Source organism: Brachybacterium alimentarium, from assembly GCF_002332425.1.
Lineage (GTDB): Bacteria > Actinomycetota > Actinomycetes > Actinomycetales > Dermabacteraceae > Brachybacterium > Brachybacterium alimentarium.
Map to the genome: position 1 here is coordinate 130956 of NZ_NRGS01000003.1, position 15418 is coordinate 146373.

15 protein-coding genes are annotated in these 15418 nt (G+C 70.6%); 9 read left to right on the plus strand and 6 right to left on the minus strand.

What is annotated here, in order from left to right:
* Positions 1 to 138: 138 nt before the first annotated feature.
* From CIK71_RS01875 to CIK71_RS01900, 6 genes are all read right to left on the minus strand, one after another.
* On the minus strand, positions 139 to 2655 hold the full coding sequence (locus tag CIK71_RS01875; protein WP_096163486.1) for an FtsX-like permease family protein: 2517 nt from the start codon (positions 2653 to 2655) through the stop codon (positions 139 to 141).
* On the minus strand, positions 2655 to 3446 hold the full coding sequence (locus tag CIK71_RS01880; RefSeq protein ID WP_096163487.1) for an ABC transporter ATP-binding protein: 792 nt from the start codon (positions 3444 to 3446) through the stop codon (positions 2655 to 2657). Before CIK71_RS01880 ends, CIK71_RS01875 begins: the two co-directional genes overlap by 1 nt.
* 144 nt (positions 3447 to 3590) lie before the next feature.
* Positions 3591 to 4280: a response regulator gene (locus tag CIK71_RS01885; RefSeq protein ID WP_096163488.1), complete on the minus strand. Its 690-nt coding sequence runs from the start codon at positions 4278 to 4280 to the stop codon at positions 3591 to 3593.
* 73 nt (positions 4281 to 4353) lie between these two features.
* Positions 4354 to 5637, minus strand: a complete 1284-nt coding sequence (locus CIK71_RS01890) for a sensor histidine kinase (protein ID WP_096163489.1) — start codon at positions 5635 to 5637, stop codon at positions 4354 to 4356.
* Between the two features lie 139 nt (positions 5638 to 5776).
* The gene (locus tag CIK71_RS01895) at positions 5777 to 6523 is read right to left on the minus strand and encodes an SOS response-associated peptidase (RefSeq protein WP_096163490.1); all 747 of its coding nucleotides are present in this window, start codon (positions 6521 to 6523) and stop codon (positions 5777 to 5779) included.
* A gap of 1 nt (position 6524) precedes the next feature.
* On the minus strand, positions 6525 to 7721 hold the full coding sequence (locus CIK71_RS01900; RefSeq protein ID WP_096163491.1) for a YihY/virulence factor BrkB family protein: 1197 nt from the start codon (positions 7719 to 7721) through the stop codon (positions 6525 to 6527).
* A gap of 199 nt (positions 7722 to 7920) precedes the next feature.
* On the opposite strand from CIK71_RS01900, the gene CIK71_RS01905 reads away from it, so the two are divergent.
* The 9 genes from CIK71_RS01905 (at position 7921) to prfB (ending at position 15345) form a co-directional block, all read left to right on the plus strand.
* The gene (locus CIK71_RS01905) at positions 7921 to 9147 is read left to right on the plus strand and encodes a TadA family conjugal transfer-associated ATPase (RefSeq protein WP_096163492.1); all 1227 of its coding nucleotides are present in this window, start codon (positions 7921 to 7923) and stop codon (positions 9145 to 9147) included.
* Positions 9144 to 10016, plus strand: coding sequence for a type II secretion system F family protein (locus CIK71_RS01910; protein ID WP_096163493.1), 873 nt, complete (start codon positions 9144 to 9146; stop codon positions 10014 to 10016). Before CIK71_RS01905 ends, CIK71_RS01910 begins: the two co-directional genes overlap by 4 nt.
* Complete coding sequence (locus CIK71_RS01915) at positions 10013 to 10957, plus strand: type II secretion system F family protein (protein ID WP_096163494.1); 945 nt, start codon at positions 10013 to 10015, stop codon at positions 10955 to 10957. The genes CIK71_RS01910 and CIK71_RS01915 overlap by 4 nt, the downstream gene beginning before the upstream one ends.
* 184 nt (positions 10958 to 11141) lie before the next feature.
* A complete protein-coding gene (locus tag CIK71_RS01920; protein ID WP_096163495.1) occupies positions 11142 to 11411 on the plus strand; it encodes a hypothetical protein in 270 nt (89 codons plus the stop codon).
* Positions 11412 to 11559: 148 nt separating this feature from the next.
* Positions 11560 to 11904, plus strand: a complete 345-nt coding sequence (locus tag CIK71_RS01925) for a TadE family protein (RefSeq protein WP_096163496.1) — start codon at positions 11560 to 11562, stop codon at positions 11902 to 11904.
* Positions 11898 to 12389, plus strand: coding sequence for a TadE/TadG family type IV pilus assembly protein (locus CIK71_RS01930; RefSeq protein WP_241964101.1), 492 nt, complete (start codon positions 11898 to 11900; stop codon positions 12387 to 12389). The genes CIK71_RS01925 and CIK71_RS01930 overlap by 7 nt, the downstream gene beginning before the upstream one ends.
* 164 nt (positions 12390 to 12553) lie before the next feature.
* Positions 12554 to 12961, plus strand: a complete 408-nt coding sequence (locus CIK71_RS01935) for a pilus assembly protein TadG-related protein (RefSeq protein ID WP_245857256.1) — start codon at positions 12554 to 12556, stop codon at positions 12959 to 12961.
* Positions 12958 to 14136, plus strand: a complete 1179-nt coding sequence (locus CIK71_RS01940) for a glycerate kinase (RefSeq protein ID WP_096163498.1) — start codon at positions 12958 to 12960, stop codon at positions 14134 to 14136. The genes CIK71_RS01935 and CIK71_RS01940 overlap by 4 nt, the downstream gene beginning before the upstream one ends.
* 93 nt (positions 14137 to 14229) lie before the next feature.
* Positions 14230 to 15345 carry a peptide chain release factor 2 gene (gene prfB / locus CIK71_RS01945; protein ID WP_096163499.1) on the plus strand — a complete coding sequence of 372 codons (1116 nt, stop codon included), beginning with the start codon at positions 14230 to 14232 and terminating at the stop codon, positions 15343 to 15345.
* Positions 15346 to 15418: the final 73 nt, after the last annotated feature.

Sequence of the window (15418 nt, forward strand, 5' to 3'; positions counted from 1 at the left end):
GCCGGAGCCCCGTGCTTGACGCGCAGCCCCGGTTCCTGTCGGGCGATGCCCGGCCGACGGTGCGCGCTGCCGCATCAGACAGGCCCCGCTCCGGAGCGCTCCGGAGCGGGGCCTGTCTGATGCGGGGCCTGTGGCGTCTCAGTCCGCGTCGGCCAGGGCGGCGGCCGGAGCCGTCCGTGCGGCGGCGCGGCCCGGCAGCACCGAGGCGAGGACGCCGGCGAGGAGGGCGAGCACCAGCACGAGGCCGAGCTGGCCCCAGGGGATGGTGATCGAGACCGGGTACGTCGAGCCCAGCAGGGCATTGATGCCGAGGACCCCGTAGACGCTGCCCAGCACAATGCCGAGCACCGCCCCGACCAGGGCGAGCAGCACGCCCTCCCAGCCGAGCATCGCCCGCATCTGGCGCCGGGTGGTCCCCAGAGCACGCAGCAGGGCATTCTCCCCGGTGCGTTCGATGACGCCGAGGCTGAGCGTGTTCGCGACGCCCACGAGGGCGACCAGCACGGCGACGGCCAGCAGCGCGATCGTGATGCCGAGCAGGATCGAGAGGATCTGCGCGTACGACTCCCGCTCCGTCCCGCCGAAGTCCGCGGAGGCCTCCGAGTAGCCCTCGCCCGAGATCTGCTGGTTCACGGCGTCGACGAGGTCCAGTGCGGTGATGCCCTCGCGCGCCGCGGTGCCCGGGTCCGCGAAATCGCCCAGCACCACCGGATCGGTGCTCTTCCCGAGCAGCTGCTCGAGGGTCGCCGGGGTCACGAGCGACATCTGCAGGTTCGCGTCGACCTGCACCGTCAGCTCATGCTCCGCGCCGTCGGCGCCCTGGACCTGCAGGACCTCGCCATCGGTCACGTCGAAGCGCTCGGCCCGCTCCTCGCCCAGCAGGACGATGCCGTCGCTCAGCTCGTCGGCCATCTCGGGCCGATGGGAAACCTCCCGGACCGTCTCGGGGTCTGCGCCGTAGAGCGTCATGGGCTCCTCGACGTCGACGTCGATGTCTCCGCGGGCGGCGGCGTGGGCGGAGTCCATGCCGTCGATCTCCGCGGTCTTCTCCGCGGCGTCCTCCGGCATCTCGGCGGCGGAGACGACCAGGTCGATCGGTCGACGGGAGTCGAGCTCGGAGGTGAGCGTCGCCTCCGCGGTCCGCGCCCCGACGGCCATCATCGTCATCAGGGTGGTCCCGATCAGCAGCGCAGCGATGGTGGCGGCGCTGCGGCGGGGATTGCGGGCGACGTTCGCGCCGGCGATCCGCGCGGGCAGCCCGCCGAGACGTCCCACGATCCGCCCGGCGAGAGCGGACAGCGGACGGGTCGCGATCACCAGGGTCATCAGCACGCCCGTGAAGCTGAGGACGCCTCCCACCATCGCGAGCAGGATGCCGAGCGCGGCAGCATCGCTGGTCAGGGCGAGGGCGGTGCCGCCTGCCATGACGGCGATGCCGAGCACGACGGCGACCAGGCCGAGGATGCCGCGCACGCCCAGGCCGCGCTGCTGTGCAGGCGGTGCGGGACGCAGAGCCTGCAGCGGTGCGACCTTGGTGGCGGAGCGCATCGGGGCGAAGCTCGCCCCCAGGGTGATGGCGACCCCGGCGAAGATCGGCAGCAGCACCGACCAGAGGCTCACCGGAACGAGCACGAGACCGTCCATCCAGCCGATGCCGGCGGCAGCGGCCAGCGCCGCCTGTGCCAGGAGATGGCCTCCGAGCACGCCGAGGAGCGACCCGACCAGTCCGACCGTCAGCGATTCCCGCAGCACCACGCTGCGCACCTGCGAGCGGGTCGCACCGAGGGTGCGCAGTAGTGCGAGGCTGCGGGTGCGCTGGGCGATGGTCACGGCGAAGGTGTTCGCGATGACGACGGCGCTGGTGAACAGGGCGATCACCACGAAGACGGCGAGCACCATCGCGAGGGCACCGAAGCCCTGCATGAACTGACCTGCGGCCTCCTCCTCGGCCTCGTCGACCGTGCGCACCGTGAGGTCGCCGGCGGAGGCGTCCGCAGCGACGTCCGCGGGGTCGGTGCCTTCCGGCACGGTGGCGAGCCACTTGTCGGTGATGGTCCCGGCCGTCGGCCCGAGGAGCGTCTGGGCATCGGCCTCGGAGACCAGGACGCGCGGGGTGCCGCCGAACGCGGCGCCGTCTGCCGTCGGTGCAATGCCGACGACGGTCAGCTCCTGCTCCGTGCCGCTGGGCGAGAAGTCGGCGGGCTGGACGACGGTGTCGTCCAGCGTCACTCCGAGCTGATCCGCGGCAGAGGCGTCGAGCACGACCTCGGAGTCGGACGTCGCGGCTCTGCCCTCCGACAGATAGCGCTCGCCGGCGTCCCCCGGGGGGAGCATGGCGGTGGTGAGGAAGACGCCGTCACCGTCCGGTGAGTCGAGCTGGATGTAGTCCATCAGCTGAGGCCATACGGCGTCGGCGCCGGGCACCTCGGGCGGATCCAGCGGGTCCTCGGAGGACCAGTCCTCGTCGGAGAGGGGGCGTTCGATCTGGAGGTCCGCGCCGTCGAACTGCTGGGCGGCCTGGGAGCGCAGCGAGGACTGCATGAGGTTCCCGGCCAGCACCATGACGGCGACGAAGGTGCAGGACAGCGCGATGGTGAGGACGGCGGCGAAATGTCGACGCAGCGGGGTGAGCTTCACGGGGGTACGACGGGCCATCAGCGCTGCCCTCGCAGGTCCTCGTCGTTCGCGATGCGACCGTCGGCGAGGGTGAGGATCCGGTCGGCGCGCTCGGCGGCGTCGCGCTCATGGGTGACCATTACGACGGTCTGCCCGAACTGGTCCACGGACAGCCGCAGGAACTCCAGGACCTCCTCGGTGGTCTGGGAGTCGAGGTTGCCGGTGGGCTCGTCGGCGAACACCACCTCGGGGGAGGTCACTAGGGCGCGCGCGATCGCGACCCGCTGGACCTGACCGCCGGAGAGCTGGGAGGGCAGATGCGAGAGCCGGTCGCCGATCCCGAACGCTTCGGTGATGGTCTCGAGCCAGGCGCGGTCCACGCGCTTGCCGGAGAGCTCCAACGGCAGCAGGATGTTCTGCTCGGCGCTCAGCATCGGCAGCAGGTTGAAGGACTGGAAGACGAAGCCGATGCGCTCACGGCGCAGCACGGTCAGCGCGTCGTCCGACAGGTCGGTGATCTCCGTGTCGCCGATCCGGATCGATCCGCCGTCCACGACGTCGAGCCCGGCCAGGGTGTGCAGGAGCGTGGATTTGCCCGATCCCGAGGGACCCATGATCGCGGTGAAGGCTCCACGGACGACGTCGAGATCGACGTGGTCCAGCGCCGTGACGACGCCGGCCCCGGTGCCGTAGGTGCGGGTGATGCCGCGGGCGATGATCGCGGGAGCTTCCGTGCCGGTGGCGCCGTGCGCGAGGGCGCCCGCCGCCGTGCCGGTCGAGCCGTCGGGACCGTCGGACGGGGTCGAGCTGGCGAGATGCTGGGAGGTCATGGGGATCCTTCGGAGGGGGTGTCGGGTCGATGTCGATCCTCTCCTGGGCAAGCTCCCGGTTCGTCAGCCTCCGGTCTCGTCAGGTGGCTGGTGTCGAGACCTGAGGATGGTGCCTCGTCATACCAGGGGTGGACGACGCCGGGGCTACTCAGCGCCGGGGGAGACCAGGCCGGTCTCGAAGGCGATGATCACGGCCTGGACGCGGTCCCGGGCCCCGAGCTTGGAGAGCACCCGGCCCACATGGGTCTTCACCGTCGCCTCGGCGACGAACAGCTCGGCGCCGATCTCCTGGTTCGAATACCCGCGCCCCATGAGTGTGAGCACCTCGCGCTCGCGCTCGGTGAGCGCCTCGAGCATCGAGGTGTCCTTTTCCTGCGGTTCCGGGGTCGCGACGACGCGTGCGAGCAGCCGACGGGTGGCCGACGGGGCGATCACCGCGTCCCCGCTGTGGACCGTCCGGATCGCGGCGAGCAGCTCTTCGGGCTGTGCGTCCTTGAGCAGGAAGCCGCTGGCACCGGCCCGGATCGCCGAGACCACGTACTCGTCGAGGTCGAAGGTGGTCAGCACGATGATCTTCGGAGCCCGACCCTCCGGTGCCTGGGCGAGGATGCGGGAGGTCGCCTCGATGCCGTCCATGCGCGGCATGCGCACGTCCATGAGCACCACGTCGACCGTGCGGGCGCGCAGCTCCTCGACCGCTGCAGCGCCGTCGGCCGCCTGCGCGACGACCGACATGTCGTCCTGGGAGTCGATCACCATCGAGAATCCTGCACGCACGAGAGGCTGGTCATCGACCAGGACGATGCGCAGGGGACGGTCCAGCGGTGCAGTCATCGGAGAACTCCTCGGTGAGGGTGGGGAAGGGGATCAGGGGGGGGGCGAGGGTCGGGTGATCCGCGGGATCGGATCAGAAGGGCGGTGGGGAGCGAGGAGGGTCATCATCGCCGGGGGAGGGCGCTCCGGCAGCATCGAGGGGGACCGTGGCGAGAACGCGATATCCGCGGCCCGGCAGAGGAGCGGCCTGCAGGGTCCCCCCGAACACGGACATCCTCTCGCGCATACCGGTGATCCCGTGACCCAGCCCGTCGGACTCGGGATCGGTGCCCTGTCCGTCATCGAGCACCTCGATCTCGAGACGCCCGGCGGCGCGGGAGATCCGCACTGCGGCGGAGGCGCCGGGGCCGGCATGCTTGAGCGTGTTCGTCAGCGACTCCTGGACCAGGCGGAACACGGACATGCCGAGGGCCTGGGGGAGATCCTCCAGCGGCTCCTCGATCTCGAGCGTCACGTCGAGCCCGGCCGCTCGCACCCGTTCGAGGAGGTCGTCGAGCATCTCCGGGCCGGGCTGGGGTCCGAAGCTGGTCTCGTCCTCCTGGCGCAGCACCCCCAGCAGGGACCGCATGTCCGCGAGCGCCGCGCGGCCGGTCTCCCCGATCGTCCCGAGGACCTCGACGGCCATCTCGGGCTTCTGGGAGGCGACGAACCTCCCGCCGTCGGCCTGGGCGATGATCACCGAGAGCGAATGGGCGACGACATCGTGCATCTCGCGGGCGATGCGGGCGCGCTCGTCGGCGACGGCGAGCGCCGTGCGCTGCTCGCGCTCCCGGACCGCCTGCTCTGCGCGGTCACGCGTGAGGGCGAGCTGGCGGACCCGTGCCCGCTGGAGGTTCGCCAGCGCCCAGACGGCGACGATGGTGATCGTGCCGACCACGCACAGCCCTCCGAAGGTCAGCGCGGCTTGGAGCGGGCCGCCGTACTCGTCGAAGAAGGTGACGATGCTCCAGTACCCGGCCTGCGCCAGCACTCCGAGGAAACCGGCGCCGACGCCGATCGCGTGCACCGCCGGCCCGCCGTAGGCGACGGCGCAGAACATCGCATAGAAGGTCATGATGTCGCCGCCGACGACGGGCACACCCAGCAGCATGTGGGAGATGGCGAGCACTCCGATGACGATCACGCCGATCAGCGGGCGCACCCGGCAGATCGCGGCGGCCGCGATCATCGGGACCGTGAACAGCGTCCACCAGCCGAAGCTGCCCGTCCAGACGCCGAAGGCGAAGGTGAGGAAGGCCAGCCCGCCGAAACCGATCAGATCGACGGTGCCGGGGTTCTCGATGATCCAGCGGAATGGGTCGGAGCGCCGGACGGGCCCGCTCGGCTCCTCCGGGCGTGCATCGGATCCGGTGGTCATGGGCACGAGCGTACGGGGGAGAGGGCTCCGCGTGCGTCAGACCGCGGTCTGACCCGCGGGTGGGACCGGTCCGACGCAGGGTGCGGGTGCCGGTGCGGATCTGCCGGGAGGCACCCGGTCGCCGCAGGCGCCGGCACGGTCAGAGCAGGCGCAGCGGCGCTTCGAGCAGCTCGGGGCCGTCGTTGCCGACCGCACCGACTGCGGGATCCACCTCGCGGATCTCGAGCGCGGCATCGTCCAGCAGGTGGGTGTCGTCCAGGATCCACTCCTGGGCGGCGTGCCGGTCATCCATCGAGCTGTCGAGCCACACATCGAGCTCGCTGCGGCGCAGCATCACCGGGGTGCGGTCGTGGAGGTCGCGGAGCTCCCCGACGGCCTCGCGGGTGATGATCGTGGCGCTGAGCAGGAAATCGCCGTCCTCGCTGGCGGCCGGGCCCGCGTGGTGCCCGGGCCCCTTCCACCAGGAGACCAGCGCCGCCATGTACAGCGGGGAGCCGTCGGCCGGGGCGATGAAGTGCGGCTGCCCGCGCCTGCCCTGCTCGTCGCGCACCCACTCGTAGTACCCGTCCATCGGGACGATCGCACGCCAGCGGCCGAGGCTCCCGCGGAGGCTCGGCTTCTCTGCGAGGGTCTCGCGGCGGGCGTTGAAGGTGCGTGAGGAGAACGAGGAGTCCGTCGCGAACGGGGGCAGCAGGCCCCAGCGGGCGACACGCAGCGCGCGGGTGATCGTCCGGGAGCCCGGGTCGATCGATTCGGTGACCACGTGGATCGGCGCCGTCGGCGGGATGTTCCACCGGCTGCGCAGCTGCGGATCCGCGAGGTCGACGGCCCCGAGGTCGTCGACCAGCGGATCGATCTCCTGGAAGAACGCGAAGCGCCCGCACATGTCAGGAGCCCTTCGGATCCTCGGTGGGCTCGCCGGTGGTGGCCTGATCGGCGGTGGGGCCCTCGCTGCCGTCGACGGAAGCGGGATCGACCGTCGGCACGCCGTGACGCGGGGTGAGGCGGGCGTCCTCGCCGGTGTAGGCCTCGGCGTCGCGGTGGAAGTTCTTCAGCCTGATGTCGCGGCCCTGATCGATGATGTCCTCGCGCTTGGCCTCGGCCTTCTCCGCCGCCTTCGAGTCACGCATCGGGAGGGTGAGGTCGTCCTCGGCGGGCTTGCCGGACTCCAGCTCGCGAGCTCGCTCGAACTCCGCGTCCACCTCGGCACCGAGGATGATCACGATGTTGATGATCCACAGGGCGAACAGGACGGCCATGATGCCGCCGATGGCGCCGTAGCTCGAGTACCCGGCCACGGTGCCCATGTAGATCGACAGGGCGACCGCGGCGATGGCGATGCCGATGATCGCGAACACACCGCCGGGGGAGATGAGGCGGAACGGCTTGGCGATGTTCGGGGCGCCCCAGTACAGCAGCGAGATCAGTGCGAAGGCGATCACCAGGATCACGGGCCACTTCACCCAGGCCCAGACGGGCAGGAACGATCCGGTCAGGAAGGTGAGCACGCCCTGGGCGCCGAAGGCGGAGGCGATCGGGCCCAGCAGCCCGTCCACGAGCGACTGGTTCAGCAGGATCGACACGAAGATCAGGAGGATGCCGAGGATCATGGCGATCGTCAGCCCGAGCATCGAGAGGATCAGGCGGACCGGTCCTCGGCCCTCAGGGATCTCGTAGACCTGGTTGGCGACGCGGCCGAACGCCTTGATGTACCCCGAGGCGGACCACAGGGCGGTGGCGATACCGATGATCAGCGCGACGGTGCCGCCGGTCGCCGAGCCCATGAGGGACTCGACGGTCGACGCGACCGCATCGCCGGCACCGAGCTCGGAACCGCTCGCGGCAGACTCGATCGCATCGGTGATGAGCGCGGCGATCTGGTCCTTGACCGGGGCGAGCAGGAGCGTGGCCAAGGAGAACAGCGCCAGCAGCGTCGGAGCGATCGACAGCACCATGAAATAGGTGAGCTTCGCGGCCTGGTCCGTGCCCCCATCGCGGGAGAACTCCGAGAGCACACGTTTCGCCATGTACTTCACGGTGGGGCGGCTGAGGCGCGAGGAGGACGGATCGGGGGAGTCGGCCATGAGGAAGGGCTCCTGGTAGTGGGGACGATCTCTGGGACAGGCGTCACGTCATCCTGCCATGGTCGGACCCTGGGAGAGTTGTCCACAATTCCTGACTTCGCGCGGCGCGGCACGGCTGATCCCTCTACAGTGACCGCGGATGTGCTGCGCAGCACATTGCGACTGGAGGGACCGGTCGGTCGGGTCGGGAGGGGACTGGATGGAGACCGCCACCATCATCGAGGCGGAATCGCGGGAGCTGATCCGCCGTCGGGGACTGGACGTGCGTGCCGACCAGCTCGAGCCGCTGATCCGGGAGGTCGTCGCGGACTACGACTACCGCTCCTCCTCCGGAGAGGTGCCGGTGCTCCACGACGGCGACACGATGGTGGCCGAGGTAGCCGCACGCATCGGCGGTTTCGGACCGCTCCAGGAGATGCTCGACGACCCCACGGTCGAGGAGATCTGGTTGAACTCGCCGAGCCAGGTCTTCTGCGCGCGCAACGGACGCAGCGAGCTCACCACGATCGTCCTCTCGGACGCCGAGGTCCGCGGCATCGTCGAGCGGATGCTGGTGAGCTCGGGCAGGCGCCTGGACATGAGCACCCCGTTCGTCGACGCCCTGCTGCCGGACGGATCGCGCCTGCACGTCGTGATCCCCAGCGTCACGCGCACCCACTGGGCGATCAACATCCGCAAGTTCGTCGCCAAGGCCATCGACCTCCAGGGCCTGGTCGCCCTCGGATCGCTGACCGCTCAGGCCGCGGACTTCCTCGACGCAGCGATCAGCTCGGGACTGAACGTGATCGCCAGCGGCGCGACCGGGGCGGGCAAGACCACCTTCCTGCGGTGCCTGGCGCAGTCGATCGGTGCCCGCGAACGGGTCGTCACCATCGAGGAGGTCTTCGAGCTGGATCTGGGCCTGCGCGACGTGGTCGCGATGCAGACGCGCCAGGCGAACCTCGAGGGCACAGGGGAGATCTCGATGCGCCGCTTGGTGAAGGAGGCGCTGCGCATGCGTCCCAGCCGGGTGATCGTCGGGGAGGTCCGCGAGGCCGAGGCACTGGACATGCTGATCGCGTTGAACAGCGGCCTGCCCGGACTCGCGTCGATCCATGCCAACTCCGCGCGCGACGCGGTCACCAAGCTCTGCACGCTGCCGCTGCTGGCCGGGGAGAACATCTCCAGTCGCTTCGTGGTGCCCACCGTGGCCAGTGCGATCGACCTCGTGGTGCACCTGGACATGCTCGCGGACGGGCGCCGCCGGGTGCGGGAGATCGCAGGGCTCAGCGGTCGGGTGGAGGACGAGGTCATCGAGATCTCCGAGCTGTTCACGCTGCGCGGGGATCGTCTCGTGCGCGGGGAAGGCCATCCTCCCCACGCCGAACGTTTCGCACGTGCCGATCACGATCTCCATGCCCTGCTGGGGCGTCCGGAGGCAGCATGAGCGACGGAGCATTCCTCGGGTTGATCGCCGGCCTCGGTCTGCTGTCGATCTGGTGGTCGCTGTGGGAGCAGGACGGTCACTCGGTGCGACGGGGACGTATCGGTCGGGCGATGGATCGGATGCGCGACGACCTGGTGACCGTCGGGCTCACCTCCGTTCCGCCGGCTGCGGTGCCGGCCCTGAGCGCAGGACTGGGCCTGGTGGTCTCGGCTGCTCTGTGGTCGCTCTCCGGCGCTGTGGTCCCTTCCGTGACCATCGGCGCGGCATCGATGGCCCTGCCCATCGTCTTCCTGCGCTCCGCGGCCCGCCGTCGCACCACTGAACTGCGCGAGGTCTGGCCCGAAGCGGTCGATCACGTCAACTCCGCCATCAGAGCCGGCCTCTCCCTGCCCGAAGCGCTGGTCCAGCTCAGCCACAAGGGGCCGGAGGGGCTGCGGCCGGCATTCCACGAGTTCTCGCTCGACTACCAGGCCAGCGGCGACTTCGCTGCCTGCCTGGACCGACTGAAGACCCGCCTCGCCGATCCTGTCGGAGATCGGATCGTCGAAGCCCTGAGGATCACGCGCGACGTCGGAGGTACCGATCTCGGTGGACTCCTGCGCACCTTGGCGACCTTCCTCCGCGAGGACGCCCGCACCCGCGCCGAGCTCGAGGCCCGCCAGTCCTGGACGATCAACGCGGCACGCCTCGCGCTCGTCGCCCCGTGGGCCGTGCTGGCGCTGATGTCGACCCGTCCGCAGGCAGCGCAGGCATACGACTCCCCGATGGGAATGTCGATGATCCTCATCGGAGCAGCAGTCTCTCTGGTCGCCTATCGCGTGATGCTGCGTATCGCGCGTCTGCCGCAGGACGAGAGGGTGCTGCGATGACGACCTCCGGAATCGCCCTCCTGGGAGCGCTCCTCGGTCTCATGCTCGGGATCGGGCTCGCCCTGGTGGCAGGCCGCCTGCCATGGCTGCGCTCCCGCGATCTCGGCGCGCGCATCGACCCGTATCTGCGTCGTTCCCGCTCCGCCTCCCTGTTCAGCGCCCCAGCGAGCACCAGCAGGACGCGACTCGTCGCCGAGAACCTCTTCGGCCCGATCGCGCACCGCGGCCTGGGTCTGCTCGAACGCCTCACCGGCGGGGCGGACCAGCTCGAACGGCGGCTGCGCCTGGCGGGGAAACGCTCTTCCGTGGATTCGTTCCGCGTCGAGCAGGTGGTCTTCGCTGTGCTCGGCCTGCTCCTCGGCCTCGTGGTGGCGCTGCTGGCGATCAGCTCCCGCGGCGCGAGCCCCGTGCTGGGACTGTGCATCGTCGCTCTCGGCACGCTGCTCGGAGTGCTCCTGCGCGACTACCTCCTGGGACGGGAGATCACGCGCCGTGCCGCCCGGATGGCGCGGGAGTTCCCCACGGTCGCGGACCTGCTCGCGCTCGCCGTGGCTGCGGGCGAGAGCCCCATCGCGGCGATGGAACGGGTCGCGCACACCTCCACCGGCGCCCTGCCCGAGGAGTTCGCGGCCACCGTCGCGGACATCCGCTCAGGCACCTCCGTCGCCCAGGCGCTCGCTTCCCTGGGGACACGTACGCCGTTGGCCTCGCTGGGGCGTTTCGGTGAGGGCGTCTCCGTGGCGATCGAACGCGGCACGCCCTTGGCGGACGTGCTGCGCGCCCAGGCACAGGATGCCCGGGAGGCGTCCAAGCGCGATCTGATGGAGATCGCCGGTCGCCGCGAGATCTACATGCTGATGCCCGTCGTGTTCTTCGTGATGCCGCTCGTGGTGGTCTTCGCGATCTTTCCGGGAATCGCCGTGCTGGAGATCGCCCTGTGAGGGCGCCGATGCCGCCGGGAGGCGCCCGGCACCTCTCGCTGCCGGGAACTGCCCGCCGACCCCCTCCGGTCCTGCCCGTCGAGGCCGGCCGCCGGCTGCCTCTCCAGATACCTGAACGAGCACGCCCCGCACCGCCGACCCGATCCCGAAGAAACACTCCGGGATCCTTGCCGAGGAGCCAGACATGACCATTCACCGCACCACTCTCCACCGTCGGTCCCGCCGAGGGCGTGTCGCATACCGCGGCCCGCGGCACGGCGCAGCGGTCGAGCCGCAGAGCAGGACGTCGCAGCTCGTCGAGCGTCTGGGTTCCGATCGCGGCGACGTGCCCGGATGGGTGCTGATCACGCTCATGACTGCCGGGATCGTCGTCGCCCTCTGGGCCGTGGCCTCAGAGCAGATCGTGCAGATCTTCGAGAACGCCATGGCGCCGTTCCTCGGCGGAAGCCTCTGATCGCCGTCGCTCCCGAGTTCTCACCGTGATCACCGCACCGTCCTCGACACTCGTGGCATCACCCTGCCCTCCGGCCCGACGCGGCCGATCGCGCACGGGCCCCGGTCGGCAGCTAACGCGCGACCTGCGCCGGGAGGAGGGCTCGGCGGTGGCGGAGTTCCCGATGGTCGCGGTGCTGATCATCCTCATCGCGCTCGCCGTGGTGCAGGCCGCCCTCGTCCTCCACACCCGCAACACGCTCATCGATGCCGCCGTCCAGGGCGCCCACCACGCCTCCCTGGTCGGAGCCGCCCCCGACGACGGTGCCGCACGGGCGGAGCAGCTCGTCCAGCAGCGGTTCGGGAGCTCGTACCAGGTCGCCGCCACGGCGTCGGAGGACGCCGACGGCACCATCACGGTCCACGTGCGCGCGACCCTGCCTCTGGTGGGACTGTTCGGCCCCGCGGGGACGCTCCGCGTCGAGGGACGCGCACTGGATGAGGAGGCATGGTGACGCTCGTCGCGCCCTGCGCGATCGGCCCTCGGCATCGCCGATGCAACGGCGCACGGAACCGCCTGCGCGACGAGGACGGCAACACGATCGTCGAGTTCGTGGCGCTTTCGGCCGCGCTGCTGATCCCCTCCCTCTACCTCGTGCTCACGCTCGGGTCCGTCCAGGCGGCAGTCTTCGCCGCCGACACCATTGCCCGGGACGCAGCCCGGATCCACGCCGTCGACGCCGATCCCGAGAACGCCACCGCGCGAACTTGGCAGCACACCACGATGATCCTCGAGGATTACCGCCTCCCCGTGAGCGACGTCGTGGAGATCCGCTGCAGCGAGGACCCGTGTGCGACCGCGGGAGGGACCGTCACCGCGCGGGTACGGATCCCGGTTCCCGTCCCCGGTCTCGGCCCGATCCTCGGTGATACCGGACCGGTCACGGTGGGATCCGCGCACGCCGTCCAGGTCGACCAGTACGGGGAGGGGGCCCCATGAGCGGACACCACGAGCCGACCGTGCACGGGTTCGAGGCGCCGACCGTGAACGGGACCGAAGCGCCGACCGTGAACGGGACCGAAGCGCCGACAGTGAACGGCACCGAGGACTCACGTCGGGGCCGGTGCCGGGTACTCTCCAGGCTGCGCGATCCCCGGGGGTCCATGACCATCCTGACCACGGGAGTGCTCGTCGTGATCCTCATGGTGATCGGCGTCGGCACCGCCGTCACCGGGGTCCACCTGGAGCGCAATGGCCTGCAGGCCGCTGCGGACAGCGCCGCGCTCGCCGCCTCGCAGGCGGTGGACCCCGCGCGGCTCTACACCACCGGCGACGGCAACGCCCTCCACGCCGGTTTCGCGCGTCGTGCCGCGCAGGAGCAGCTGCGCAGATATCCCCTGGACACGACCAGCACCGAGGACGTGCAGGTGCTCGACGTCTCCGTCGACGGGGACGGGACCGTCCGCGTCGTGGTCACCGCTCGCACCCATCCGCCCTTGGCAGGATGGTTCACACGAAGGACGGGGCTGTCCGTCCCTCTGACCGTTCAAGGAGAGGCCAGATCGCGATGACCACCCCGATCACGACCGCACTGCTCGCCCCCGATAAGTTCAAGGGAACGCTCGGCGCCGCAGAGGTGGTCGAGGCGCTCGCCCGCGGGATCCGGGACACGGCACCCGACGTCGAGCTGCTCGCCTGCCCGATCGCCGACGGCGGCGATGGCACCGTGGACGCCGCGCTCGCCGCCGGCGGCACGGAGCGCACGAGCCTCATCACCGGGCCGACGGGGGAGCCCCGCAGTGCGCGCTGGGCGCTCTCGGACGGGTTGGCCGTCCTCGAGCTCGCCGAGGCCGTCGGCCTCCGCGCCCTCCCCGGTGACGAACTCGCCCCCCGCGCGGCCTCCACCCGTGGTCTGGGCGAGCTGATCCTCGCCGCCGTCGCCGCCGGGGCTCGCTCGGTCATGGTCGGACTCGGCGGCAGCTCCTCGACCGACGCCGGGGCCGGTCTGCTCCAGGGCCTTGGCGGGCGGCTGCTGACCGCCGCCGGGGAGGACATCGCTGCAGGGGTCGACGGCCTGGCGACTCTCGCCTCGGTCGACCTCGCCCCGGCGCTCGAGGCGCTGGAAGGGATCGAGCTGATCGCCGCGAGCGACGTGACCAATCCGCTGCTGGGAGACGACGGCGCCACCGCGGTGTACGGACCGCAGAAGGGGATCCCGTCGGAGGACATCGCGGTGGTCGACGCGGTCCTCGGCGCCGCTGCGGAGATCCTGGACCCCGCGCATGCGTGCCGGGACGCCGCCGGTGCCGGCGCCGCCGGCGGCACCGGGTTCGCACTGTTCCTGCTCGGTGCCGCCCAGCGCTCCGGGGCCGACGCCGTGTTCGAGCTCGCCGGCGTCGAGTCCCTCCTGGCCCGCGCCGACGTCGCGGTGACGGGGGAGGGGAAGCTCGATGCACAGACGCTCCAGGGGAAGGGGCCTGCCGAGATCGCCCGTCGCGCCCATGATCTGGGGCTCCCGGTGGCGGCGGTCGCCGGAGCGATCACCCTGTCCGAGGACGAGCTGCACGAGGCCGGGATCACCAGGGCGTGGGATCTCACCTCGCGCGCCGGATCCGTCGAGAAGGCGATCGCCGATCCGGCGAGGTGGCTGGTCGAGGTGGGGCGCGACCTCGGCACCTGGCTCGTGGATGCCCCGCAGCAGGAGCATGCTGCCGCGCGCGACGGGTCGGGCGCTGCAGGCCGCTGAACGATACCGGGAGAGCCCGGAACGCTCCCGGGGAGCCCCGGGACGGACCGATTCGTCGGCCCGGTCCAGGCTCCTGCCGTAGACTCGGGCCTCGTGACTTCCATCGACTTCTCCGTAGAGATCCCCCAGCTCCGCTCGACCCTGTCGTCGATCGAGCAGGTGACCGACATCGAGGCGCTCGACGCCAAGATCGCCGACCTCGAGAAGCAGGCATCGTCCCAGGACCTGTGGGACGACGTCGACAACGCGCAGAAGGTCTCCTCGTCCCTCTCCCACGCGCAGTCCGAGCGTCGACGCATCAGCCAGCTCTCCTCGCGCATCGAGGACCTCGAGGTCATGGTCCAGCTCGCCGCCGAGGAGGACGACGCTGACACCCTCGAAGAGGCCGAGCAGGAGCTGGTCTCGATCCACAAGACGCTCGACGAGCTCGAGGTGCGCACCCTGCTCTCGGGCGAGTACGACGAGCGCGACGCGGTCATCACGATCCGCGCCGGCGCCGGTGGCGTGGACGCCGCGGACTTCGCGGAGATGCTCATGCGCATGTACCTGCGCTGGGCGGAGCGGCACGGCCACGCGCACAAGGTCATGGACACCTCCTACGCGGAAGAGGCGGGGCTGAAGTCGGTCACCTTCGAGATCTCCGCACCCTTCGCCTACGGCACCCTGTCCGTCGAGGGCGGCACCCACCGCCTGGTGCGCATCAGCCCCTTCGACAACCAGGGGCGTCGCCAGACCTCCTTCGCCGCCGTCGAGGTCATCCCGCTGATCGAGTCCACCGACTCCATCGAGATCCCCGACAACGACCTCAAGGTCGACGTCTTCCGCTCGTCGGGCCCCGGCGGGCAGTCCGTGAACACCACGGACTCCGCAGTGCGCATGACGCACCTGCCCACCGGGACCGTCGTCTCCATGCAGGACGAGAAGTCCCAGATCCAGAACCGTGCCGCCGCGCTGCGCGTCATGCAGTCTCGCCTGCTGCTGCTGAAGAAGGCCGAGGAGGCCGCTGAGCGCAAGGAGCTCGCGGGCAACGTGAAGGCCAGCTGGGGCGACCAGATGCGCTCCTACGTGCTGAACCCGTATCAGATGGTCAAGGACCTGCGCACCGAGTACCAGGAGGGCAACCCCTCCTCGGTGTTCGACGGTGAGATCGACGAGTTCATCGACGCCGGCATCCGGTGGCGCGCCGAGCAGGGCAAGCTGCAGGACTGATCAGCGCCGTCGGGGGCCTGCAGTCCGCTGATCCACCTGGTGTGAGCACCGGCACCAGACCTTGACCAGGTTT